This window comes from Halosimplex halobium (genome assembly GCF_051414055.1).
In the GTDB taxonomy this organism is placed as follows: domain Archaea; phylum Halobacteriota; class Halobacteria; order Halobacteriales; family Haloarculaceae; genus Halosimplex; species Halosimplex halobium.
This window is the reverse complement of record NZ_JBLKNX010000001.1, coordinates 61,645-81,792: the sequence shown is the minus strand read 5'-3', so window position 1 is coordinate 81,792 and position 20,148 is coordinate 61,645. Positions and strand designations below refer to the sequence as shown.

Sequence of the window (20,148 nt, the reverse complement as noted above, 5' to 3'; positions counted from 1 at the left end):
CGTCGTTTCCGGTTGGGTCGGTGTGGCAGCGACGGGAACGACAGCGACCGCACTCGACCGTATTCGACCTGACTGCACTCGACTGTGTGCGTTGCAAGCCCTCGGCGCGAGCGCGCCTCGCCCGTTCAGTCCACCGGGAGAGCACGCTCTCCCGGGCCCGCGCTCACACGTTCGCGCGGACGCCAGGACGCAACCGCACCGCCCCGCACAGCACCGCAACGGACCACAAGCCTCCCCAGCCGATTCGCTCCTGGCGTCGCTCATCCACTGTCAGAGCAAGCTCCGACAAGCCTTCGTCACACGTTCACGAAGATCTCGCGCGGTGTCGTCGCGGCACGGAGGCCGCCAACGTCAGAGCAAGCGCTGACGAGCCCTCGGTCGTTCGCGGTGTTCACTCCCGCGGACACCGGCTGCGCGGGAGCGGAGCGACCGTCGCAGCCGGCCTTTTTCACCCATGGTTTCGGACCGGGCGTTCCCCCCAGGTCGCCGCAGGCGACCGAGGAAACCCCGGTCGAAAAAGTCGGTCCCGACAGTTTAAATCCCGAAGGGCGCAAGGCGTCGGTAATGGACGTCGCGGACATCCCGGGCGTGCCCGAGTGGTTGCCCGAGCACCTGCGCGGGGACGGCATCGAGTCGCTGTACCCCCCGCAGGCCGAGGCCGTCGACGCCGGCGTCACCGAGGGCGAGAACCTCGTCGCCAGCGTCCCCACGGCCAGCGGGAAGACCCTCGTCGCCACGCTCGCCATGCTCGCCTCCGTCGAGCGCGGGGGGAAGGCGCTGTACATCGTCCCCCTGCGCGCGCTGGCGAGCGAGAAGCGCGAGGAGTTCGAACAGTTCGAGCAGTACGGCCTCGACGTGGGCGTCTCGACCGGCAACTACGAGTCCGAGGGCGGCTGGCTCGCCTCGAAGGACATCGTCGTCGCCACCAGCGAGAAGGTCGACTCCCTCGTCAGGAACGACGCGCCGTGGCTGGACGAGCTCACCTGCGTCGTGAGCGACGAGGTCCACCTCGTCGACGACGGCGAGCGCGGCCCCACGCTGGAGGTGACGCTGGCGAAGCTCCGCCAGCTCAACCCCGACCTGCAGACGGTGGCGCTGTCCGCCACGATCGGCAACGCCGAGGCGCTCGCCGAGTGGCTCGACGCCGCGCTCGTGGACTCCGAGTGGCGCCCCATCGAACTGAAGAAGGGAGTCCACTACGGCCAGGCGCTGCACCTGGAGGACGGGAGCCAGAGCGAACTGCCCGTGCGAAACTCCGAGAAGCCGACCGCAGCTATCGTCCGCGACACGCTGGAGGACGAGGGGTCGACGCTGGTGTTCGTCAACTCCCGGCGCAACGCCGAGGCTGCCGCCGGGCGGCTCGCCTCGACGGTCGAACCGCACCTCACGGCCGACGAGCGCGACCAGCTCGCCGACATCGCGGCGGAGATCCGGGAGGTGAGCGACACCGAGACGAGCGACGACCTCGCCGACGCGGTCGAGCAGGGCGCGGCGTTCCACCACGCCGGCCTCGCCAGCGGCCACCGCTCGCTCGTCGAGGACGCCTTCCGCGACCGGCTCGTCAAGGTCGTCTCGGCGACGCCGACGCTCGCGGCCGGGGTCAACACCCCCTCGCGGCGCGTCGTGGTGCGGGACTGGCGCCGCTACGACGGCACCGCCGGCGGGATGCAGCCGCTGTCGGTGCTGGAGGTCCACCAGATGATGGGGCGGGCGGGCCGCCCCGGACTGGATCCGTACGGCGAAGCCCTCCTCGTCGCCGACAGCCACGACGAACTCGACGAGCTGTTCGAGCGCTACGTCTGGGCCGACCCCGAGCCCGTCGAGTCGAAGCTCGCGGCCGAGCCCGCGCTGCGCACGCACATCCTCGCCACCGTCGCCTCCGGGTTCGCCAACTCCCGCGAGGGGCTGCTGGAGTTCCTCGAGGGGACGCTGTACGCTTCCCAGACGACCGAGCGCGGCCGGCTCGAGCGCGTGATGGACGACATGATCGAGTACCTCGAACGGAACGAGTTCATGGAGCGCGACGGCGACGACCTGACCGCGACCTCGCTGGGCCACACCGTCTCGCGGCTCTACCTCGACCCGATGAGCGCCGCGGAGATCATCGACGGCCTGCGCGCCTGGAAACGCGGCGACGGGCGGGCGCGGTCGGACGACGGGTCGGGCGCGGCCGACCGGCCGGCGGTCGAGGCCGACGCGCCCGCCGACGGGGAGGAGCCGCCAGGGTTCACGACCGCGAGCGACCTCGCCGACGAGGAGGACGAGGAGGCCGATCGACCGGACCCGACGGCGATGGGGCTGTACCACCTCGTGGCGCGCACGCCGGACATGTACGAGCTGTACCTGCGCTCGGGCGACGAGGAGGAGTACCAGATGCTGGCCTTCGAGCGCGAGGAGGAGTTCCTCGGGTCGATGCCCAGCGAGTTCGACCCGGCCTTCGAGGACTGGCTGTCGGCGCTGAAGACCGCGCGGATGCTCGAGGACTGGGCCAGCGAGGTCGACGAGGAGGCGATCACCGACCGCTACGACGTCGGCCCCGGCGACGTGCGCGGCAAGGTCGAGACCGCCCAGTGGCTGCTCGGCGCCGCGGAGTCGCTCGCGGGGGAACTCGGTCTCGGGCTCGCGCCGGCGATCCGCGAGGCGCGCGTCCGGGCCGAACACGGCGTCCGCGAGGAACTGACGGATCTGGCCGGCGTCCGCGGCGTCGGCCGCAAGCGCGCCCGGCGGCTCTACGACGCGGGCATCGAGGACCGCGCCGACCTCCGGGAGGCCGACAAGTCGGTCGTGCTGGGCGCCCTGCGCGGCCGCGAGGGCACCGCCGAGACGGTTCTGGAGAACGCCGGCCACCGCGACCCGTCGATGGACGGCGTCGACCCCGACGCGAGCGCACGCCCGGACGACGGCGCGAGCGGCGACGGCGGGGCGGCCAGCGCGGGCGGCGAACCGGGCGACGAGGAGGACCAGTCGAGCCTGGGTGACTTCTGATGGGCGGAGAGCTTGACACGGGCGCTCCCCGGCGAGGTGACGGCCGATGGAACTGATCGAGGGGGTCGCGACCGTCGACGACCTCGACGCGTTCGTCGCGCGCCTCGGCGAGGTCGGCGACGAGCACGGCGCGACGGTCCAGGCGTTCGACGCGCGCTCAGTCGTCGACCGCGCGCACCTCGAGCGGGCGGTCGAACTCGCCGACCGGGCGCTGGCCCGCGGCGAGAACGTCGCCCGCGACCGCGGGATGGAGATCCTGCTGTACGCCGCCGGGACCCGCCAGATCGACCACGCGCTCGAACTCGGCGTGGGCGAGGGGGAGTGTCCGGCGGTCGTCCTCGTCGACGCCCGCGAGGGATCCGAGGCCACCCGGGAAGACGAACGACGGGCAGCGGCGGCCGTCCGTGACCTCGACGGCCCGGGTCGGATCGAGCCGGCGGAGACGCTGGGTGAGTACGACGCCGACCGGGTCCGCGAGTACTTCGACGTGAGCGACGCGGAACTGGCGGCGGTCGAGGGGACGCTGGCCGACGTCGTCCGGGAACGCGTCGCCCTGCTCGACGTGGCGAAGTAGTTGCCGGCGGCCGGGAACGGTCGCCACCCGTTTATATCCGGGCGGCGAACCCCCGTGTATGTACGAGGACATCCTCGTTCCGACGGACGGGAGTGCGGGCGCGAGCGCGGCGCTCGACGAGGCGATCGACCTGGCCAGGCAGTTCGACGCGACGGTCCACTCGCTGTACGTCGTCGACGTGGCGTCGCTCGGCACCGAAGCCGGCGCCGTCGACGTGGTCGAGTCGTTCGAGCAGATGGGCGAGAACGCGACGGAGGCCGCGGCGACGCGGGCGCGCGACGCCGGCGTCGAGGCGACGGACTCGGTCGCGACCGGCACGCCCCACCGGGCGATCCTCGACTACGTCGACGACAACGGGATCGACCTGGTCGTCATGGGCACCCACGGGCGCACCGGGCTCGAGCGGTACCTCCTCGGCAGCGTCACCGAGAAGGTCGTCCGCACCGCCGAGGTGCCGGTGCTGACCGTCCGGGCGGACGAGGACGAGGCCGAGTCGGACGCCGAGGACACCGGAGGCGGCGAGTAGCGACGGGCCGGCCGCGGGCGGCCCGCCCGGAGAAAGGCTCAGGGCCATCGGCCGCGTAGGCCCGGGTATGCGCTTCGCAGTGGCGATAGACGGTTCCGCGGAGAGCGACCGGGCGCTCGACCACGCCGTCGAGATGGCGACCGCCGCCGACGCCGAGTTGACGGCGGTCCACTCGGTCGACCCCGACGTGTACGACACCGGCGGGGCCGAGTCGCCGGCCTCGGCCAGCGAGTACGACGACCGGCTGATCGTCGAGAGCGTCGACGACGCCGAGCGGCGCGGCGAGCGCCTGCTGGACGACGCCGTCGAGCGCGCGGCCGACTCGGGACTCGATATCGACGCCGAACTGCTGTACGGCGACCCGGTTGCGACGATCCCGGACTTCGCGACGGCCGAGGGGCACGACGGCGTCTTCGTCGGCCACCGCGGGCTCTCGGAAGCCCAGGAGCGGGTGCTCGGCAGCGTCGCGAAGGGGATCGTCGAGCGGTCGTCGCTGCCGGTGACCGTCGTCCGCTGACTCACTCGGTCGCCGACCGTTCGGACGCGGGATCGCCGCTCGCCCCCGACGCCGTCCCGTCCGACTCCTCGGAGGCCGAACCCTCGGAGGCGGAGAGCTCCCCGTGCTCGTCGATCTCGCCGGCGACGAGGCGGGTCGAGGAGATCCGCTCGCCGTCGGCTGCGCGGACGAACGGGACGACGAACCCCTCGACCGGGTCGAGGTCTCGACGAACGCGCTCGGCGTTGATGTCGGCGATCTCGTGAGCGGTTTCGGGCGAGACGACCAGCGCGTCGAGCGTCGGGTCCGTCGACGCGATGCCGTGCTCGTCGTGCAGTTCCCGGATCTCGATCTCCCGGCCCCACTCGTCGAGCGCTTCGAGTTCCTGCCGGACCCGCTCGCGGCGCTCCGCGAAGTCGGGGACCGGGCGCTCGCGCTTGCCGCGGGCGAACGCGTCGCTCGTCAGTGCGACGAGGACGCCCTCGTCGCCGCGTTCGAGCGCCGTGCGGAACAGCGCGCGATGTCCGTCGTGGATCGGTCCGAACGTGCCGGCGACTGCGACGCGCATACCCGTCCCTCGGGCGCGGGCGAGAAGTGTCTCACGCCTGCGGGGGAAACCCCGCGGGGCCGTTCAGCGCTCGACGACGGCGCCGGGCGCGACGACAGTGTCGGCGACTCGTTCGAGTTCCCGCCGGACGCGGCCCGGGCGGCGTCGGCCGGTGAGGACGACCGCGTCGGCGTCGATCTCGGCCGCGTAGGCGGGCAGTTCCTCGTTGGGTCGCCCGTGACAGCGCCGCGTGCGGACCGTGACGCCGCGCTCGCGGCCGCGGCGGTCGACGACCGCCAGCAGGTCGTGGCCCGCGTCCTCGGCGTCGTCGACGACCAGCTCCGCGCTCGACAGCGCCGGCTCGCCGTAGCGGCCCGTATCGACGACGTACAGCGCGTGGACCACCCCGCCGGTCCGCGCCGCCAGGTCGACGGCGTGGTCTATCGCCCGGTCGACTTCCCCCGTTCGGTCCCTCTCGGTCTCCCCGGTCCCCTCGCCCGCGGTCGCGCTCCCGTCCAGCGAGAGCAGGATGCGTTCCGTCATCGTTCGAGACGAGTCGGATCGACGGTAAATAGGTGCGAGACGGTTCGCGCGGCCGGGCGAACGGTAGCCACAGCCACACGCCGGGGGTAGGCTTTACTTGTCCGCTCGGCTAGCCGCGGTATGCCGACGCTCGACGACCCCGTCACGGTCGGCGGGGTCTCGGTTCCGAACCGGCTCTACCGCGCGCCGCTGCTGGAGTGTGCCGGCAACGGCCCCGACGCCGTCGACACCCTCCTCGACGAACTCGAACCCACGGCCGCGTCGGGCGTGGGACTGATCTTCCAGGGGGCCAGTATCGTCACCGCCGAGAGCGGCTGCGCCGCGCCGAACATGACCCGCTTCCACGACCCCGCGTTCGTCGAGCGCTGCTCGCGCCTGACCGACGCCGTCCACGACCACGGCGGCCGGATCTTCGTCCAGCTCGGCCACGGCGGCCTGCGGAGCCTGGCGGTCTGGCACGCCGAACACCGCGCCCGGAACCCCGACCACGAGGAGCTTGCCGTCTCGCGGCCGCCCGCGCAGCTGCGCACGCTCGACGCGCTCGGGCTCGTCGACTTCCAGCCCCGCGTCATGTCGACCGCCGAGGTGTACGAGCTGGCCGAACGGTTCGGCGAGGCCGCGGGCTACGCCGCCGACGCGGGCTACGACGGGATCCACCTCTCGGGGGCGAACATGGGGATCGTCCAGCAGTTTTGCTCGCCGTTCTACAACCGCCGGGACGACGAGTTCGGGACGCACTCGGGGGAACCGCCGGGCAGCGGGGGGGTACGGTTCCTCGAGACGGTCCACGACGCCGTCCGCGAGCACGCCGGCGACGTGGCGCTGGTGACGAAGGTGCCCGCCGAGACCGCCGCGCCGCGGTTCGTCCGCCGCCGGCTCTCCCGCAGGGACGCGATCGATATCTGCGAGCGCGTCGTCGATATCGGCTACGACGCGGTGGCCCCGGTGGAGGTCTCGACGTTCTGGGACATGAGCGTCGTGCGGGGCGCCTACCCCGAGCGGGCGTGGGAGCACGCGGACCTGCAGTCGGGCTACGCCGCTGCGCTTGGGAGCCCGCTGAAGGCGCGGGCGGTCGCCGCGCTCAACCGGCTACAGAGCCGACGCTTCCCCGAGGAACCGGGCTGGAACGCCGCGCTCTGCCGGCGGGTGCGCCGCCGGGTGGACGTGCCCGTCCTCTGCGAGGGCGGCGTGCGGGAACGCGGGACCTGCGAGGCCCTGCTCGGGGGCGGTCCGGACGGCGAACCGGCCTGCGACCTGGTGGGGATGGGCCGACCGTTCTACGCCGAGCCGCGGCTGGGGGCACGGCTGCTGGGAGACGGGACGAAATCGAGAGCGAGCGGCGACACGCGGGCGCTCTGCGAGAGCTGCAACAACTGCACCGTGCCGCAAGTGACGGGCGCACCCGGGTTCTGTCGGACGCCCTCGGTGGTCCGGGAGCGCGCTCGACTCGAAGGAGAGGGGGTCTACGAGCGGGAAAGGAGCGGCGCTCACGGGCGCGGGGAGTGAGCGGGGGCTATCGACACGGCGGCGGGAGAACGGGGCGGAGCGGGGCCGGCCGGGGCGGGTCGCGAATTACTCCTCGTCGGGCAGTTCGTCGACGAGGACGACGGCCTCGCCGTCGATGATGGTCTCGCCGTCGTCGACGACGCGGGTGGTCAGGCGGTACTGGTCGTCGCCCAGGTCCTCGACGATCTCGCAGACCGCGGTCAGGCGGTCGCCCAGGCGGACGGGGTTGTGGAACTCCAGATCCTGGGAGAGGTAGATGGTCAGGCCGGGCAGGCGCGCGAGCCCGGCGGAGATGAGGCCGCCGACGAGCGTCCCGTGGGCGATGCGGCCCCGGAAGCGCGTCTTGCTCGCGAACTCGTCGTCGAGGTGCAGCGGGTTGGTGTCGCCGCTGGCGGCGGCGAACGACTGTACGTCCCGGTCGGAGATGGTCTTGGTGAACTCGACGCGGTCGCCGACACCCAGCCGACCGCGGTCGTGTTCCGTCAACTCGACGTGCCACTCGGGCAGGTCCTCGTCGGCCTCGATGCGGTCGACGGCCTCGACGCCCTCCTCGTCGTCCGACGGCGTGACGCCGAAGGCCGCGAACGCCGCCCGATTGGCCGCAACGACGCTGTTGAACATGTGCGAAGACGTCTCCGCCCACGTGTCAAGCAGCGCGTTCCGGTGCGGTTGGGAACTCATCGATACCCGCGTTTAGGTTTGATGCTATTAAAACGTAGTGGTACGAGAACGTCGAAACCCGCCTATACGCGCCCTCTCGGCCCGCTACGCGGGATACGCGCCGCTTACTCTCGGCAGTTTTCGCGGGGAGGGAAACCGCCGGTCCGCCGACCGGCGGGACCATCCCCATCCCGACGGTAGCCCGGAGTTACCGCCACCGGCGGTCGCTCGCGCCGACTCCTCACGTCGACTCCTCGCGCCGACGCACCGTCGCCGAACGCCGTTGGCGGTGCCCCGTGGGTCGGCCCCGAACCGCCCCGACCACTCCGAACCGCGGACCGTCCTGGGCGGCCTCGACTACCCGGAACTGTCCCAGACGATCCCACGCCGCCCCGGACCGTCTCGGAGCGTGCTGATCCATCCTGTGGTATCGAATGGTATCTGATGGTATTGAGCGCAACCCTTATGTAACTGAGGGGTGTAGGTGTACTCGACCGATGACCGACGAGAGCGACGGTCCGACGTGGCCGCCGATGTTCAGCGGGATGCAGGAGATGAGCGAGCAGGCGATCGAGAGCCAGCAGGAGTTCATGGAGCAGATGCTGCAGGCCGGTGCGGGCGGGCTGGACATGAACCAGCTCGGCGCGATGAGTCAGACGGCGACGTTCAAGACGCGCGTCCAGTCGGGCGGCCGGATCTCTATTCCCGACGCCGAGCGCGAGGCGCTGGACATCGAAGAGGGCGACATCGTCCAGACCGTCGTCATCCCGGTCAAGCGGAACAGAGAGTGATACACATGGCATACACGACCCCCATCACCACGGCGTTCGAGATGCAGCGCGCGACGATCGAGCAGAGCCAGAAGGCCTTCGAGCAGACGCTGGAGCTCCAGCAGACGATGAACGAGGCCGTCGTCGACAGCTTCGACAGCCAGGAGTCGGCCCAGCGGCGCGGCGTCGAGCTGACCCAGACGCTCGTCCACAGCTACCTCGACGTGATCGAGTCGTCGATGCCCGGCGCCGCCGGGACCGTCGACGAGGTCCGCGCGGCCGTCGACGAGCAGTACGACTTCCTGCTGGAGAACCACGCGGAGGTCTTCGAGACCGTCGCCGGCGAGTACGAGCAGGGCGTCGACGCCTACGACGAGCTGACCGAGGACTACGTCGAGGCCGTCGACGAGCAGGTCGCGATGCTGGTCGAGGCCCACGAGGAACTGGAGGCCCAGTCGGTCGACGTGGCCGAGGAGTGGGGCGACCAGCTCGAGGAACTCCAGGACCAGGTCGAGGACCTGCAGGACCAGGTCAGCGACGTGCAGGAGCGGGCCGCGGCCGCCGTCGACGCGTAGGAACACGGTTTTTTCTTTCAGTACACCGGAGACATACCCATGAGCAACACAAACGAGATGCAGGAGCAGTGGACCGAGATGGTCGAGGAGATGAACGACGCGGTCGCCGACTCCCTCGAACAGAACATGAAGGCCCAGGCCGCGTTCGTCGAGTCGTGGGCCGAGGCCGTCGAGGACTCGGTGCCCGAGGAGGACACCATGGCCGAGGGCATCCAGGGTTATAATCGCGCCTACGAGGTGTGGATGGACGCCGCCGAGCAGATGTTCGAGCGGACCACCGACGCCGCACAGGGCGAGGACGTGGGGCCAGCGGAGTTCCGCGACATCTGGCTGCAGTCGGCCAACGAGGCGTTCAAGGAGGTCATGTCCACGAGCGCCTTCGCCGCCGCCAACGGCCAGCTCGTCGAGCGCATGATGGAGATGCGCCGCGAGGCCGACGACGTGAGCCAGGAGACCATCTCACAGCTCGGCTTCCCCACGCGCGACGACATGGACGAGGTCGGCGAGCGACTCGTCGAGCTGGAGCGGCGCCAGCACGAGGTCGAACAGAAGCTCGACCGCATCCTCGACCACCTGGAGGAGTAACATGGCCAGCGAACGCGGAGACCCCTTCAACCCCGTCTCGCTCGCACTGGACGCCCAGCGCACCGCCGTAGAGACGATGACCCAGGCGACCGAGCAGAACAGCGAACTCCCCGAGGCGCTGGCGACCGTCGAGAGCGTCGACGTGGGCCAAACCCCGAGCGAGGTCGTCTACGAGGAGAACAAGCTGGAACTGCTCCACTACCAGCCCGAGGCGGCCGGCATCGAGCCCGAGGAGACCCACGACGTGCCGATCCTCATCGTCTACGCACTGATCAACAAGCCGTACATCCTCGATCTGCAGGAGGAACGGTCGGTGGTGCGTCGGCTGCTGGAGGCGGGCCACGACGTGTACCTCATCGACTGGAACGAGCCCTCGCGGATGGACCAGCACCTCACGCTGGACGACTACGTCAACCGCTACATCGAGAACTGCGTCGACGAAGTCCGCGAACGCTCCGGCCAGGACTCGATCAACATTCTCGGCTACTGCATGGGCGGCACGATGTCGGCCATGTACGCGGCGCTCCACCCCGAGAAGGTCAACGCCCTCGGGCTGATGGCCGCGGGCCTCTGTTTCCAGGGGACCGGCGGCGTCCTCGAACAGTGGGGCTCCGACGAGTACTACGACCCCGAGGACGTGACGGAGACGTTCGGCAACGTCCCGGCGGAGTTCCTCGACGTGGGCTTCGCGCTGATGGACCCCGTCGACAACTACGTCTCGAAGTACATCCGGTTCTACGAGAACCTCGACAACGAGGACTTCGTCGAGAACTTCGGCCGGATGGAGCGGTGGCTCTCCGAGGGCATCGACGTGGCCGGCGAGGCCTACGACCAGTTCCTCACCGACCTGTACCAGGAGAACAAGCTCTACAACAACGAGATGGAGCTTGGCGGCGAGCACGTCGACATCGAGAACATCGACATGCCCGTCCTGCAGATCATGGGCGAGTACGACCACCTCATCCCCGCCGACGCCTCGAAGCCGTTCAACGAGGTCGTCGGCAGCGACGACGTGACCACCATCGAGTTCTCGACCGGCCACATCGGCCTGTCCGTCTCGTCCTCGTCCCACGAGGAGGTCTGGCCCGAGGTCTGCGAGTGGTACGCCGACCGCTCGGAAACCGCCGAGGAAGAAGCCGAAGGGGCCGCCGACGCGGCCGAACCCGACGACGTGACCGCGGCCGAGGAGGCCGCCGAAGCGGAAGCCGCCGAGGACGGCCCCGCCGCCGAGGAGGAGGCCGTCGCCGAGACGACCGCGGAGGACGAGCCGGACAGTCCCGACGTGGACACCGTCGACGGTATCGGCCCGACCTACGCCGACCGCCTGCGCGACGCCGGCATCGCCACCGTCGCCGACATGCTCCAAAGCGAACCCGCGGAGGTCGCCGACATCACCGGCGCCTCCGTCTCCCGGGTCGAAGACTGGTTCGAGCAGGTCGAGTAGGGACGGTTCACTCTCGGTTTCGCGCTTTTCGCGCCTCTGTTCACATTCGACTGGCTGAACCCAAACTGACCGCAGCCCGGCGTTCGACTCGCCGAGAGAGGACCCACGGCCGAAACTGATTTGACCGGTGCCCGACCATTGAGAGACATGGGAGTCCAGTCCCGCGAGGCCGACGAGTTCGATACCGTCACGCTCACAGAGAGCGACGGCTACATCGTCGCGCGTGACGACGACTCGGGGGTCGCGAGCCAGGGCGACACCAAAGCGGAGGCGCTCGCCAACCTCGCCGAAGCGCTGGAGCTCCACGAGCGACCGGACCCGGAAGATACGGAACTGGAGGAAGCCACTGCACCGTGGCTGACCGACGAGTAAGTCAGTAGAGCGACAGAGCGTCGCAACCCAAAACGATATTTCCGATCCGGTAGCATCGCCTGTGTGCCTCGCCCCTATTCCGGACGAGAACTGATCAACGCGCTTCGGAAGTGGAACTTCCGACGCGTCGATCAGACCGGAAGCCACGTCAAGCTCCGGTATATCGACCCGAACACGGGCGAGAAACGGACTGTTACCGTTCCGCTGCACGACGAGGTCGCGACGGATACCCTCCGCTCCATCGCGGATCAGGCCGGTGCGAAGGATTTTCAGTCATTTCTCGACGCGATCGACGACCTCGTGTGAGGCGCTTCACTGCAGATCCGACAGCCGCGCCGCCGCGAACGGAACGACCATCTCGCGGGGGGTCGGACCGCCGTGGATGCCCGCGAAGTCGGCGACCTTCTCCATGCTCGGATAGACCAGTGCCCGGTCGCGATCGACGACGACCACGTCGCCACAGCGCTCCCACCCGGGTGCGTCGCTCGGGCCGAACAGTTCGAGTTCGCGGGCGCGCTCGCGAGTGACGGCGGTCGCGCCGGCCGCCTCGACGGCCTCGACGACGGCTTCCACTTCGCCGGGTTCGACCGCGAGGTGGCAGGCGCGCGGATCCCCGAACGGCGGGACGCGACCGCCATCGCCACGGGGCCAGCGACGACCGGACCGACGGAGCCGGTCGGCGACGCCGTCGATGTCCAGCACGCGCAGCGAGCCGTCGGGGCCGTCGGCGAGCGGGATCGAACCGTGGTCGGCGGTGACCACGAGCAGCGTCTCGGCGGCCGTGGCAGCGTCGACCTCGTCGTAGAGCGCCCGCGAGAGGCGGTGGGTCACTCGCCCGAGTGCGTCGTGATAGGCGCCGGAGTCCGGACCGTACTCGTGGGTGACGCTATCGAGAATCGGAGTGTACCAGTAGGTGTACGACCGACCGCGGGTATCTGCGAGACAGTCTCGGAGCGCGGCCGCACCGTCGGCGAGGCCGTCGTACGGTTGCTGCGTGGCACCGCGGAAGACCGCGTTCGCGTACTCGGTGCCGAGCGTTTCGGCCGGCTGGACCACCCGCGTCTCGACGCCCGCCCCTCCCAGTTGCGGATACACCGGGTCGGCCGTGACGTACTCGTCGGCACCGACGGGCGGCGCGGTCGACCCGTTCGCCACGTCCTCACGGACCTCCTGGGGGAACGGTCTGACGACCGTCTCTGCGCCGGGGAGCGCGACGTCGCAGCCGAGGACACTGTGTTCGGCCGGTGTCGCGCCGGTGTGGACGCTCGTGATCGCCGGTGCGGTCGACGCGGACGCGACCGACGTCAGGGGCGTCGTCGCGCCCCGCTCGTCCAGCCGCCGCAGAAACCGGTGGTCCGCGGCGTCACGCCGCCACCGATGCAGACCGAGACTGTCCAGAACGACCACCAGGACGTGCGAAACCCCCGTCTCCACGCCGACTAGCGCGTCGGCTGGCAGCTTCGGACCGACGTCGACTCCCAGCACGTCGCCGACGGTTCCCGGGACGTTCGCGAAACAGTACCCCTCATAGTCGGGGACCACTAACCCGTCGCGCGTCTGTTGGTCGAGGAGGGCCGCGGCCTCGCCTGCGCGGAGCATCTTCTAGTTACTCAGATTTTGAGTCAATAAGTCTTGTGTGAAGACGGGGCGGTTTAGGTACGCTCCCACACTACTCACGACTATGCGAGTCAGCGTTATCGGCGGCGGGACGGTCACCGAGGAGGAGGCGGCCACCGCGGAGGAACTCGGCTGGAAACTCGCCGAGCGGGGCCACGAGGTAGTCTGCGGCGGCCTCGGCGGCGTGATGGAAGCGGTCTGTCGCGGCGCGAGCGAGGCCGGGGGTTCGACCATCGGCATCCTCCCCACGGAGCGCCGCGCCGACGCCAACGGGTACGTCGACACGGCCGTCGCGACCGGGATGGGCAACGCGCGCAACGTCCTCGTGGTGATGAACGGCGACGCCGTGATAGCGGTCGACGGCGGGACGGGGACGCTCTCGGAACTCGGCCACGCGCTGGATTTCGACAAGCCGGTCGCCGGTATCGGGACCCACAGAATCGACGGCGTCGACGGGATCGACCACGTCGAGACGCCCGAAGCGGCGGTCGAGTCGGTCGAGCGACGCGTCTGAGGGTTGTCTCAGTGATGGAGCGCCGGGATCTCGGTCGGGAGACGCCGAGCGCCGGCGGATCACTCTACATCGAGCGCCGCCAGCGCCTCGTCGACGGCGGCGGGGACGGCGCCGGCGATCACCTCGATCTCGAGGTAGAGGGCGATCTCGTCGGCGACCCACTCGAGTTCGATCGGGTCGTCGCCGGCCGACCGGTCGATATCGTTGGCCGCGTAGTCGAACCAGCCCGCGAGCGACGCGAGTTCCGTCCGCGCCAGCCGCTCGTCGGCGCTGTCCGCCAGCGCGTCCTCGACGGCCGTCGCGGCCGCCGCTCGCAACTCGCTCACGTCCTCGACGCTCTCGACCGTCAGGTGGTCGCCGGCCGCGATCCGGTCGCGCAGCCGCTCGAAGGCGCCGACCTGCGCGAGCGTCTCGACCTGCCAGAGTATCCGTCCGGGCAGGTCGATCTCCGGGACGAACTCCCCCTCGTAGGGGAGCTCGGAGTGCAGCCGCCGGAGCGCCGCGCCGGCGACCGTCCCCTCCAGGTCGCCGCCGCCGTCGACGAGATCCGGCAGGTCCGCGTGCTCGGCAGGTTTGTCGGTCATCCGCGAGTCGATACTGTCGGCCAGCGAGTCGCGGGCGTCTGCGAACGTCGACTCCAGCGACCGCGGGTCGGACAGCGAGGCGGCGAACTGTTCGTCGACGTGGCGGGCGTTGCCCAGCGCAGCGCGGGCCTGCTCGACCTCGCTCGCCCGCTCGGCGAGGACGAGCGGCGTGACGGGCGCCCGGTCGTCGCTCGCTCCGTCACGGGCGTGGCGCTCGGCCTCGCGGACCCACTGCCCGACGAGCGCGTGGACGATCGCCGCCCGGACCGGATCCGCGCCGACGAGTTCCCGGTCGTCGCGGAACTCGCCGATGTCCTCGCGGACGGACGCCCGGGCCGAGCGCACGTCCGCTGCGGTCAACTCGTCCTCGATAGCGGCCCACGCGGCCTCGACCGCACGGGCGGGACCGCGGGCGTGGGCGAGCAGTTCGAGCCGCTCGCGGGTGTCCGTCTCGCGGACGGCCTCGGCGAGGTGCTCGCGGGCGTGCTCGGCGTGCTCGCCTATCTCCTCGCGCATCGCGCCGTTGGGGAGGTCGTCGGCGGTCAGCGGCAGCGGCGCCGCGTCGAGCATCGCGTGGGCCCGCTGCCGGGAGTCGGCGACGTGGCCGTCGGCCACCGCGACGGGAAGCGGGTGGGCGACCGTCGGCCCCTCCCGGTCGGCCACTCGGCCGAGCGCCGCCCCGTCGAGTTCCACCGGGTCCGGCTTCAGGGGGTTGGGCAGGGCGCCACAGCCAGCCAGCAGCGTCGCGCCGCCGAGCGCGAGCGCACCCCGGCGAGTGACTCGCGGGCCGCCCGGCGTCGAGTTGTCGCCCGTCATCGGGACCCCCCGTCGGTGTCGGTCGGGGCGTTCCCGGCGGTCCCGGGGCCGGCATCGGTCCCCGCCGTCGTCGCGGTCGACGAGCGAGGCCGGGGCGTCGGTCGGGGGCCTTCGCGGCGGAAACACCGGCCGCTGGCGACGCCGGTCGCGCCCATCTCGAACTCAGCGGGGTCGAGCGAGACCGGGAGCCGGGCGATGGTGACGTGGGCGTCGCGCGCGTCGGCCTCGCAGGCCACGTCGGCGTCGCGGAGGAAGCGGCCGTAGCGGGTCTCGACCTCGCCGTCGTCCCACGCGACCGAACAGAGGACCAGCCGGTAACACTCCCCGACGGAGCGCCCCTCGACCAGCAGCGTCTCGCTGTCGAAGTCGGTCCCGGCGACGAACTGTCGGGCGGCCTCGGGAGCGACCGACGACTCCGTCTCGGCCGCGCGGTCGGTTACCCGGAGCGTCTCGGCGGTCGGGGCGTCGCCGATCAGTCCCTCGAACTCGCGGTCGGACGGGTCGACCGTGCCGCCGGCGGTGGCCCGGTCGTCGGGTTCGGGGACGAACCACGCGAGCGGGTCGTCGTAGCCGGCTTCGTCGGCGCGGAGCGTCACGGATTCGAGATCGTCGGCGCTGTCGTCGCCCCCGCGGGCGGGCGGCGTCGGCGAGCCGACGGCGGTACCGGCGTCGCCGCGGCCGGCGTCGGTCTCGCCGTCGGGGCAGCCGGCCAGCCCGGCGGCCAGTCCGACCGCTGCCTGGAGGGCGCGGCGGCGGGTGAGTCGGGGCATCGGTCCCAGGATGGGCGCTCGGCGGTAAATATCTCGTGGCTCCCCGTTCGAGGTCGCGTTGCGCCCGAGTGCCGCACGTTCAAGTACCGGGGCGGCCGAACGAGGTGGTATGTCCGGCTCCGAACTCGCGGCGCGCGTCCGAGCGGCCAAGGAAGTCGACCCCGAGGAGTTCGACCGGCGGGCCGCCGAGGAGGCCGAACAGCTCAAGACGGCGGTGCGCGACGGTACCTTCGACAACACGGAGGCCATCGTCGGCCTCGAACTGGAGCTGTACGCCGTCGACGCCCGCTCGGGGTCGCTCCGGCGGGTCCCGCGGGGCCTGCTCGATCTGATCGGCTTCGAGAAGGAACTCGGGCTGCACAACGCCGAGATGCAGACCAGCCCCCAGCCGCTCAACGAGCACGGTCTCGCCGCCCAGGAGCACGAACTCAAGGCCAACCTCGCGCCAGCGCTGGAGCGGACCGCCCGCGACGACATCCGGCTGGTCAGCGACGGGATGTGGACCGTCCCGCCGACGGGCGAGACGTCCACGGAGTACCTCTGTGACTCGGTCGAACAGGACGGCGTCCGCATCGCGACCAACATGTCCGACGCCGCCCGCTACCACACGATGGCCAACACCGACTACCCCACCGGGATGCGCGTCGAGGCACCCCACGTCTCCCTGCGGGCCGACACCGTCATGCCCGAGAGCCTCATCACCTCCATCCAGCCGCACTACCAGATCCCCCACGCCCCCGACCTGCCGGAGTACTTCCGCTACGCGCTGCGAATCGCCGGGCCGCTGCTCGCGCTCGGCGTCAACGCCCCCTTCTTCCCGCCGGATCTGTACGACGACGCCGACGACAAGGAGATCGTCGCCGACGCCTGGATGGAGAACCGCATCACCGTCTTCGAGGACGTGCTCAACCCCGCCGACGACGAGGCGCCCGACAAGGTGCGGTTCCCGCCGGACTTCGACAGCGTCGAGGCGGCCATCGACGACATCGTCGCCGACGAGACGATCGTCCCGATGGAGGTCGAGGCGGGCCAGCGCTTCGACGACGCCTTCGCCCACCTGCGGCACAAACACGGCAGCTACTGGCGGTGGATCCGCCCGGTGTTCGACGGCGCCACCGAGGCCCAGGCCAACGCACGCATCGAGTTCCGCCCGCTGCCCGCCCAGCCGACCGTCCGCGACGCCGTCAGCTTCCAGGCCGTCTTCGCCGGCCTGCTCGCCGCGCTCACCGGCATCGAACACCCCGTCCGCGCGATGGACTGGGAGACCGCCCGCGAGAACTTCTACGCCGCCAGCCGCGAGGGGCTGGAGGCCGACCTCACGTGGATCACCTCCGACGGCGAGGAGACGACGGACCTCGACCACATCTACGGCGAGCTGTTCGAGGCCGCCCGCCAGGGCCTGGAGCGGCAGGGCCTCCCGACCGACGCCGCCCGCCGGTACGTCCGGCCGCTGCGCGAGCGGGCCGACCGGCGTATCACCCCAGCCCGCTGGAAACACGACCACGTCGCCGCCGCCGTCGAGGAGTCGGCCCCGCTCGCCGAGGCCATCTGGGGAATGCAGTCGACCTACGTCGACCACCAGGAGGAGACGCTGCTGGAGGGCACTTTCATCGACTGGCTGTGAACGGCCCGTGTCGCCCGCCTCGCTCACGGTCGCGTAGCTCTGCCGCACCGCCGGCACGGTCGCTCGCGAGACCCCCCGTCGTCAGGCACGTCGGCGAGGCTCGACCGTGTAGCAGGCGTCGCCGAAGCCATCTGCGCCGTGCAGTCCACCTACGTCGACCAGCAGGCCACGACGCCCCTCGATGGGTCGTTTCCGGACTGAATCCGAGGGGTTTCGATTCGCGGTCGCCGGTGTCCTCCTCCGGCGGCAGGTCGGCGTCGAACTCCTCGCGTTCCACCGTACTGGAACTGACATCGAAGCTGGGCCGGCTGGATCTCGGGTTTTCGGCCCCGGTGTTCCGTACCGAACGACCTGATCGGAGTGACACCGTTCCTGCGCTGGGCGGTGAGCGTCTGGCACCGTCAATCGATGAATCGTTCCGTTTCTGATTCCGGGCCGTCGACCACCCTGGTGAAATCACCGGTCTCGGTGTCGACTTCAACGGTCCCGTACGTGTTTCGACGTAAAAACGTGGAAACAGCGAACCCGTCCTCTTCGGGATGGAACCCCCAGTCGCGGTTCCGTTGCCGTCTCCAGAGCTGCGTCCCCGACTCGTCGAACCCGAACAGTATCGTACTCGAGAGCGTGCTTCGACTCTCCGCCTGGACGACGAGAAGTGTCCGCCCGTCACTCGTCCGGTAGGATTTCGGAACGAGTTCACTCCACCGTTCGGGCTCGTTGAGGTCGTCGACCGACCACTCTGTCACCCGCGAGCCGTGCTCGTCGAACCAGGCGAGATGCCGGGCGGTCTGAACGATCCAGAACCCATCCGACCGCTCGAACGACTCGACGGGGCGGTCGAACTCGACGGCTCGATCGCCGAAGACGAACTCGTCTCGCCGCCAGGACCGACGGTGGTCTCCCGTTCCGGGATCCAACTCCACGAACCGATCGCTGTCGGTTTCGACGATGAGTCGGCCGCCACGGTACGAAATGGCCGCAACGGTCGCATCGTCGGGAAGCGATTCGATTCCCCAGCCCGGCGTGCAGTCGTTCGCCACTTCGAGCAAGAGCGGGGAGCGGTCGGCCAGACGCGGACTCGGCTCGGGCGAGTCCGTATCGGTGGACTTCAGCGCGAGGACGAGGCCGTCCGGTAGTCGAGCGGTATCGGTGATCACGCCCGGAACGACCAGCTCAGAACGTCCGTTTCCGACGGTAGAGGGACCGATGACTTCGAGACGATGCTCGCTATTGGTTCCCATTGGCGATGCTGTCGACAGGCACCCCTAACAGCTTTTGGCTCGGATCGGCGGGCGACCGATTCGGCGCGGAGACGGTCTCCTTCGTGCGGGCGTTCTGTCGGCGATACCTGCCGGTCAGCGAGCGCATTCGCCCGTCGCCGGAGAGGCGGTCGAATCGGGATCTGCCGCGTCCCACCGGTCGTCGAGTGTATCTCCGGTGTCGTCGTTCAGTTCGTTGACCTTCCCGAGCGGGACCCATTCGGCGTCGCTATCGAACGGCCAATCGGACGATGAGGGCCGCTCTAGAATCTCGTACTGGATGACACCGCCGTCGAGCCTACCATCGTACTGAGCGGTAACCGCATCGCCGTCGAGGCCGGGGTAGTCGTCAGCCTGGAATCCACCCACATAGCTCACTCTGATCGGGAGGTCGTAACTTCCCCGGACGTACACCTTCGCAACGCACTCGTAATCACCCCAGCCGCTCGCAACATTCTGGTTTACCAGACTGTTGTTCCAGAGCGCGAATCGATTGATGATAGATTCCATATCGTACCCGCGGACTGCGGCCCTGCGTGCGATCCAGCGGCCCGTGACGCACCCGTCGGGGTCGTACACGCTCACGAATTGGTCGGCGCGATCCGTCGTGAGTTCGGTGACGATCCCCGGTTCTCTGTGCGAGTCGACCCCACCGTAGGTCGTGTACTCCACGTCGTTCGTATACTGCGCGGTCATGAACCGCTGGATGTCGTGCTCCTCGGCGAGGCTCATGCCGTTGTCGTTCTCGTCGCGCAGGAGGTAATCCAGCGTGTTCTCGATGTTCTCGTGGTCGTAGCGGGTCAGGATGATCGTGTCCCGCCACGTGTCGGCGACATCGTCGTCCTCCCCGTGGCCCGGTTCGTCGCCCTTGATGAAGTCGGCGTAGCGATCCTTGTACCGGTCGGTTGGCAGCTGACAGAACTGCTCCTCCCAGAGGCGGTTCTGAACCGAGTCCGACAACCCGTCGTACCAACTCTCCGCGCCACTGTCTTCCTCCAGTTTCTCCGTCAGGTCGTCTTCCTCGCAGTTGTCCGGCCCGGGCGCGTCGAACTCGAACTCGTCGTCGCTGCTGTCGTACTCCAGCGGAATGTCCTCGACCCTGTCGCCCCCGGCACGTAGTCCGCCAGCGACGCCTTGACCTGTCCGGTGGCTTCCTTGATGTTGCTACACTTGCCCGCGTCGATCGCAGCGGGGGTAAACCCGGGGCCGACGTGCGGCCACGTCGCCGAGCACATCTTCCGCCACGGCTTCTCGAACGTCCCCGGTGCCTGGAGCGTCCAGTCGTCACCCACCCCGTAGCGGGGCTTGGGATACACCGTCCCCCCGGGCACCGGAATGACGACCGCCGTCGACCCCGAGAAGTCGATCGGGTCGACCTGAA

Annotated in this window: 22 protein-coding genes; 13 read left to right on the top strand and 9 right to left on the bottom strand. The window is 70.0% G+C overall.

The window, feature by feature from the left end; translation table 11 throughout:
- The first annotated feature begins 564 nt into the window (after positions 1-564).
- The 4 genes from ACMGFG_RS00420 to ACMGFG_RS00405 all read left to right on the top strand — a co-directional run bounded on the left by ACMGFG_RS00420 (position 565) and on the right by ACMGFG_RS00405 (position 4,602).
- Entirely contained in the window at positions 565-2,985 is a 2,421-nt protein-coding gene (locus ACMGFG_RS00420; protein ID WP_436928376.1) for an ATP-dependent DNA helicase, read from the top strand.
- 46 nt (positions 2,986-3,031) lie between these two features.
- Positions 3,032-3,559: a KEOPS complex subunit Cgi121 gene (cgi121, locus tag ACMGFG_RS00415; protein ID WP_436928375.1), complete on the top strand. Its 528-nt coding sequence runs from the start codon at positions 3,032-3,034 to the stop codon at positions 3,557-3,559.
- Between the two features lie 58 nt (positions 3,560-3,617).
- Entirely contained in the window at positions 3,618-4,085 is a 468-nt protein-coding gene (locus ACMGFG_RS00410) for a universal stress protein (protein ID WP_436928374.1), read from the top strand.
- A 67-nt stretch (positions 4,086-4,152) separates the two neighbouring features.
- On the top strand, positions 4,153-4,602 hold the full coding sequence (locus ACMGFG_RS00405) for a universal stress protein (RefSeq protein WP_436928373.1): 450 nt from the start codon (positions 4,153-4,155) through the stop codon (positions 4,600-4,602).
- A gap of 1 nt (position 4,603) precedes the next feature.
- Here ACMGFG_RS00405 and ACMGFG_RS00400 read toward each other — a convergent pair whose 3' ends face one another.
- Positions 4,604-5,149: a phosphopantetheine adenylyltransferase gene (locus tag ACMGFG_RS00400; protein ID WP_436928372.1), complete on the bottom strand. Its 546-nt coding sequence runs from the start codon at positions 5,147-5,149 to the stop codon at positions 4,604-4,606.
- Positions 5,150-5,212: 63 nt separating this feature from the next.
- Entirely contained in the window at positions 5,213-5,671 is a 459-nt protein-coding gene (locus ACMGFG_RS00395; RefSeq protein ID WP_436928371.1) for a universal stress protein, read from the bottom strand.
- Positions 5,672-5,791: 120 nt separating this feature from the next.
- Between ACMGFG_RS00395 and ACMGFG_RS00390 the strand changes: the two genes are divergently transcribed.
- Positions 5,792-7,177: an oxidoreductase gene (locus ACMGFG_RS00390; RefSeq protein ID WP_436928370.1), complete on the top strand. Its 1,386-nt coding sequence runs from the start codon at positions 5,792-5,794 to the stop codon at positions 7,175-7,177.
- 66 nt (positions 7,178-7,243) lie between these two features.
- Here the strand turns inward: ACMGFG_RS00390 and ACMGFG_RS00385 are convergent, their stop codons facing one another.
- Complete coding sequence (locus ACMGFG_RS00385) at positions 7,244-7,798, bottom strand: MaoC family dehydratase (RefSeq protein ID WP_436908836.1); 555 nt, start codon at positions 7,796-7,798, stop codon at positions 7,244-7,246.
- Between the two features lie 536 nt (positions 7,799-8,334).
- Between ACMGFG_RS00385 and ACMGFG_RS00380 the strand changes: the two genes are divergently transcribed.
- The 6 genes from ACMGFG_RS00380 to ACMGFG_RS00355 all read left to right on the top strand — a co-directional run bounded on the left by ACMGFG_RS00380 (position 8,335) and on the right by ACMGFG_RS00355 (position 11,889).
- On the top strand, positions 8,335-8,628 hold the full coding sequence (locus tag ACMGFG_RS00380) for an AbrB/MazE/SpoVT family DNA-binding domain-containing protein (RefSeq protein WP_436928369.1): 294 nt from the start codon (positions 8,335-8,337) through the stop codon (positions 8,626-8,628).
- A gap of 5 nt (positions 8,629-8,633) precedes the next feature.
- On the top strand, positions 8,634-9,182 hold the full coding sequence (locus ACMGFG_RS00375) for a hypothetical protein (RefSeq protein ID WP_436928368.1): 549 nt from the start codon (positions 8,634-8,636) through the stop codon (positions 9,180-9,182).
- Positions 9,183-9,221: 39 nt separating this feature from the next.
- Positions 9,222-9,767: a poly(R)-hydroxyalkanoic acid synthase subunit PhaE gene (locus tag ACMGFG_RS00370; protein WP_436928367.1), complete on the top strand. Its 546-nt coding sequence runs from the start codon at positions 9,222-9,224 to the stop codon at positions 9,765-9,767.
- A 1-nt stretch (position 9,768) separates the two neighbouring features.
- Positions 9,769-11,211, top strand: coding sequence for a class III poly(R)-hydroxyalkanoic acid synthase subunit PhaC (gene phaC, locus ACMGFG_RS00365; protein WP_436928366.1), 1,443 nt, complete (start codon positions 9,769-9,771; stop codon positions 11,209-11,211).
- A 147-nt stretch (positions 11,212-11,358) separates the two neighbouring features.
- Complete coding sequence (locus tag ACMGFG_RS00360) at positions 11,359-11,583, top strand: type II toxin-antitoxin system HicB family antitoxin (RefSeq protein ID WP_436928365.1); 225 nt, start codon at positions 11,359-11,361, stop codon at positions 11,581-11,583.
- A gap of 63 nt (positions 11,584-11,646) precedes the next feature.
- Complete coding sequence (locus ACMGFG_RS00355; RefSeq protein WP_436928364.1) at positions 11,647-11,889, top strand: type II toxin-antitoxin system HicA family toxin; 243 nt, start codon at positions 11,647-11,649, stop codon at positions 11,887-11,889.
- Positions 11,890-11,895: 6 nt separating this feature from the next.
- On the opposite strand, the gene ACMGFG_RS00350 is transcribed toward ACMGFG_RS00355, so the two are convergent.
- Positions 11,896-13,182, bottom strand: a complete 1,287-nt coding sequence (locus tag ACMGFG_RS00350; protein WP_436928363.1) for an alkaline phosphatase family protein — start codon at positions 13,180-13,182, stop codon at positions 11,896-11,898.
- Positions 13,183-13,264: 82 nt separating this feature from the next.
- On the opposite strand from ACMGFG_RS00350, the gene ACMGFG_RS00345 reads away from it, so the two are divergent.
- A complete protein-coding gene (locus ACMGFG_RS00345) occupies positions 13,265-13,714 on the top strand; it encodes a TIGR00725 family protein (protein ID WP_436928362.1) in 450 nt (149 codons plus the stop codon).
- A 59-nt stretch (positions 13,715-13,773) separates the two neighbouring features.
- Here ACMGFG_RS00345 and ACMGFG_RS00340 read toward each other — a convergent pair whose 3' ends face one another.
- Entirely contained in the window at positions 13,774-15,114 is a 1,341-nt protein-coding gene (locus ACMGFG_RS00340) for a hypothetical protein (RefSeq protein ID WP_436928361.1), read from the bottom strand.
- Positions 15,111-15,884: a hypothetical protein gene (locus ACMGFG_RS00335; RefSeq protein WP_436928360.1), complete on the bottom strand. Its 774-nt coding sequence runs from the start codon at positions 15,882-15,884 to the stop codon at positions 15,111-15,113. Before ACMGFG_RS00335 ends, ACMGFG_RS00340 begins: the two co-directional genes overlap by 4 nt.
- Before the next feature lie 109 nt (positions 15,885-15,993).
- On the opposite strand from ACMGFG_RS00335, the gene ACMGFG_RS00330 reads away from it, so the two are divergent.
- A complete protein-coding gene (locus ACMGFG_RS00330) occupies positions 15,994-17,508 on the top strand; it encodes a glutamate-cysteine ligase family protein (protein ID WP_436928359.1) in 1,515 nt (504 codons plus the stop codon).
- 401 nt (positions 17,509-17,909) lie between these two features.
- Here the strand turns inward: ACMGFG_RS00330 and ACMGFG_RS00325 are convergent, their stop codons facing one another.
- The 3 genes from ACMGFG_RS00325 to ACMGFG_RS00315 form a co-directional block, all read right to left on the bottom strand.
- Entirely contained in the window at positions 17,910-18,749 is an 840-nt protein-coding gene (locus tag ACMGFG_RS00325) for a hypothetical protein (protein WP_436928358.1), read from the bottom strand.
- Between the two features lie 114 nt (positions 18,750-18,863).
- The gene (locus tag ACMGFG_RS00320; RefSeq protein ID WP_436928357.1) at positions 18,864-19,727 is read right to left on the bottom strand and encodes a hypothetical protein; all 864 of its coding nucleotides are present in this window, start codon (positions 19,725-19,727) and stop codon (positions 18,864-18,866) included.
- Between the two features lie 47 nt (positions 19,728-19,774).
- Entirely contained in the window at positions 19,775-20,098 is a 324-nt protein-coding gene (locus ACMGFG_RS00315; RefSeq protein WP_436928356.1) for a hypothetical protein, read from the bottom strand.
- Positions 20,099-20,148 lie beyond the last annotated feature (50 nt).

Excerpts from the sequence above, each read along its gene's own strand:
- ACMGFG_RS00380 (WP_436928369.1), top strand. The coding sequence starts at position 8,335 with ATGACCGACGAGAGCGACGGTCCGACGTGGCCGCCGATGTTCAGCGGG.
- ACMGFG_RS00405 (WP_436928373.1), top strand. The coding sequence starts at position 4,153 with ATGCGCTTCGCAGTGGCGATAGACGGTTCCGCGGAGAGCGACCGGGCG.
- ACMGFG_RS00400 (WP_436928372.1), bottom strand. The coding sequence starts at position 5,149 with ATGCGCGTCGCAGTCGCCGGCACGTTCGGACCGATCCACGACGGACAT.
- ACMGFG_RS00420 (WP_436928376.1), top strand. The coding sequence starts at position 565 with ATGGACGTCGCGGACATCCCGGGCGTGCCCGAGTGGTTGCCCGAGCAC.
- ACMGFG_RS00335 (WP_436928360.1), bottom strand. The coding sequence starts at position 15,884 with ATGCCCCGACTCACCCGCCGCCGCGCCCTCCAGGCAGCGGTCGGACTG.
- ACMGFG_RS00390 (WP_436928370.1), top strand. The coding sequence starts at position 5,792 with ATGCCGACGCTCGACGACCCCGTCACGGTCGGCGGGGTCTCGGTTCCG.
- ACMGFG_RS00345 (WP_436928362.1), top strand. The coding sequence starts at position 13,265 with ATGCGAGTCAGCGTTATCGGCGGCGGGACGGTCACCGAGGAGGAGGCG.
- ACMGFG_RS00395 (WP_436928371.1), bottom strand. The coding sequence starts at position 5,671 with ATGACGGAACGCATCCTGCTCTCGCTGGACGGGAGCGCGACCGCGGGC.
- phaC (WP_436928366.1), top strand. The coding sequence starts at position 9,769 with ATGGCCAGCGAACGCGGAGACCCCTTCAACCCCGTCTCGCTCGCACTG.
- ACMGFG_RS00370 (WP_436928367.1), top strand. The coding sequence starts at position 9,222 with ATGAGCAACACAAACGAGATGCAGGAGCAGTGGACCGAGATGGTCGAG.
- ACMGFG_RS00350 (WP_436928363.1), bottom strand. The coding sequence starts at position 13,182 with ATGCTCCGCGCAGGCGAGGCCGCGGCCCTCCTCGACCAACAGACGCGC.
- cgi121 (WP_436928375.1), top strand. The coding sequence starts at position 3,032 with ATGGAACTGATCGAGGGGGTCGCGACCGTCGACGACCTCGACGCGTTC.
- ACMGFG_RS00375 (WP_436928368.1), top strand. The coding sequence starts at position 8,634 with ATGGCATACACGACCCCCATCACCACGGCGTTCGAGATGCAGCGCGCG.
- ACMGFG_RS00360 (WP_436928365.1), top strand. The coding sequence starts at position 11,359 with ATGGGAGTCCAGTCCCGCGAGGCCGACGAGTTCGATACCGTCACGCTC.
- ACMGFG_RS00410 (WP_436928374.1), top strand. The coding sequence starts at position 3,618 with ATGTACGAGGACATCCTCGTTCCGACGGACGGGAGTGCGGGCGCGAGC.
- ACMGFG_RS00340 (WP_436928361.1), bottom strand. The coding sequence starts at position 15,114 with ATGACGGGCGACAACTCGACGCCGGGCGGCCCGCGAGTCACTCGCCGG.
- ACMGFG_RS00330 (WP_436928359.1), top strand. The coding sequence starts at position 15,994 with ATGTCCGGCTCCGAACTCGCGGCGCGCGTCCGAGCGGCCAAGGAAGTC.
- ACMGFG_RS00385 (WP_436908836.1), bottom strand. The coding sequence starts at position 7,798 with ATGTTCAACAGCGTCGTTGCGGCCAATCGGGCGGCGTTCGCGGCCTTC.
- ACMGFG_RS00325 (WP_436928358.1), bottom strand. The coding sequence starts at position 18,749 with ATGGGAACCAATAGCGAGCATCGTCTCGAAGTCATCGGTCCCTCTACC.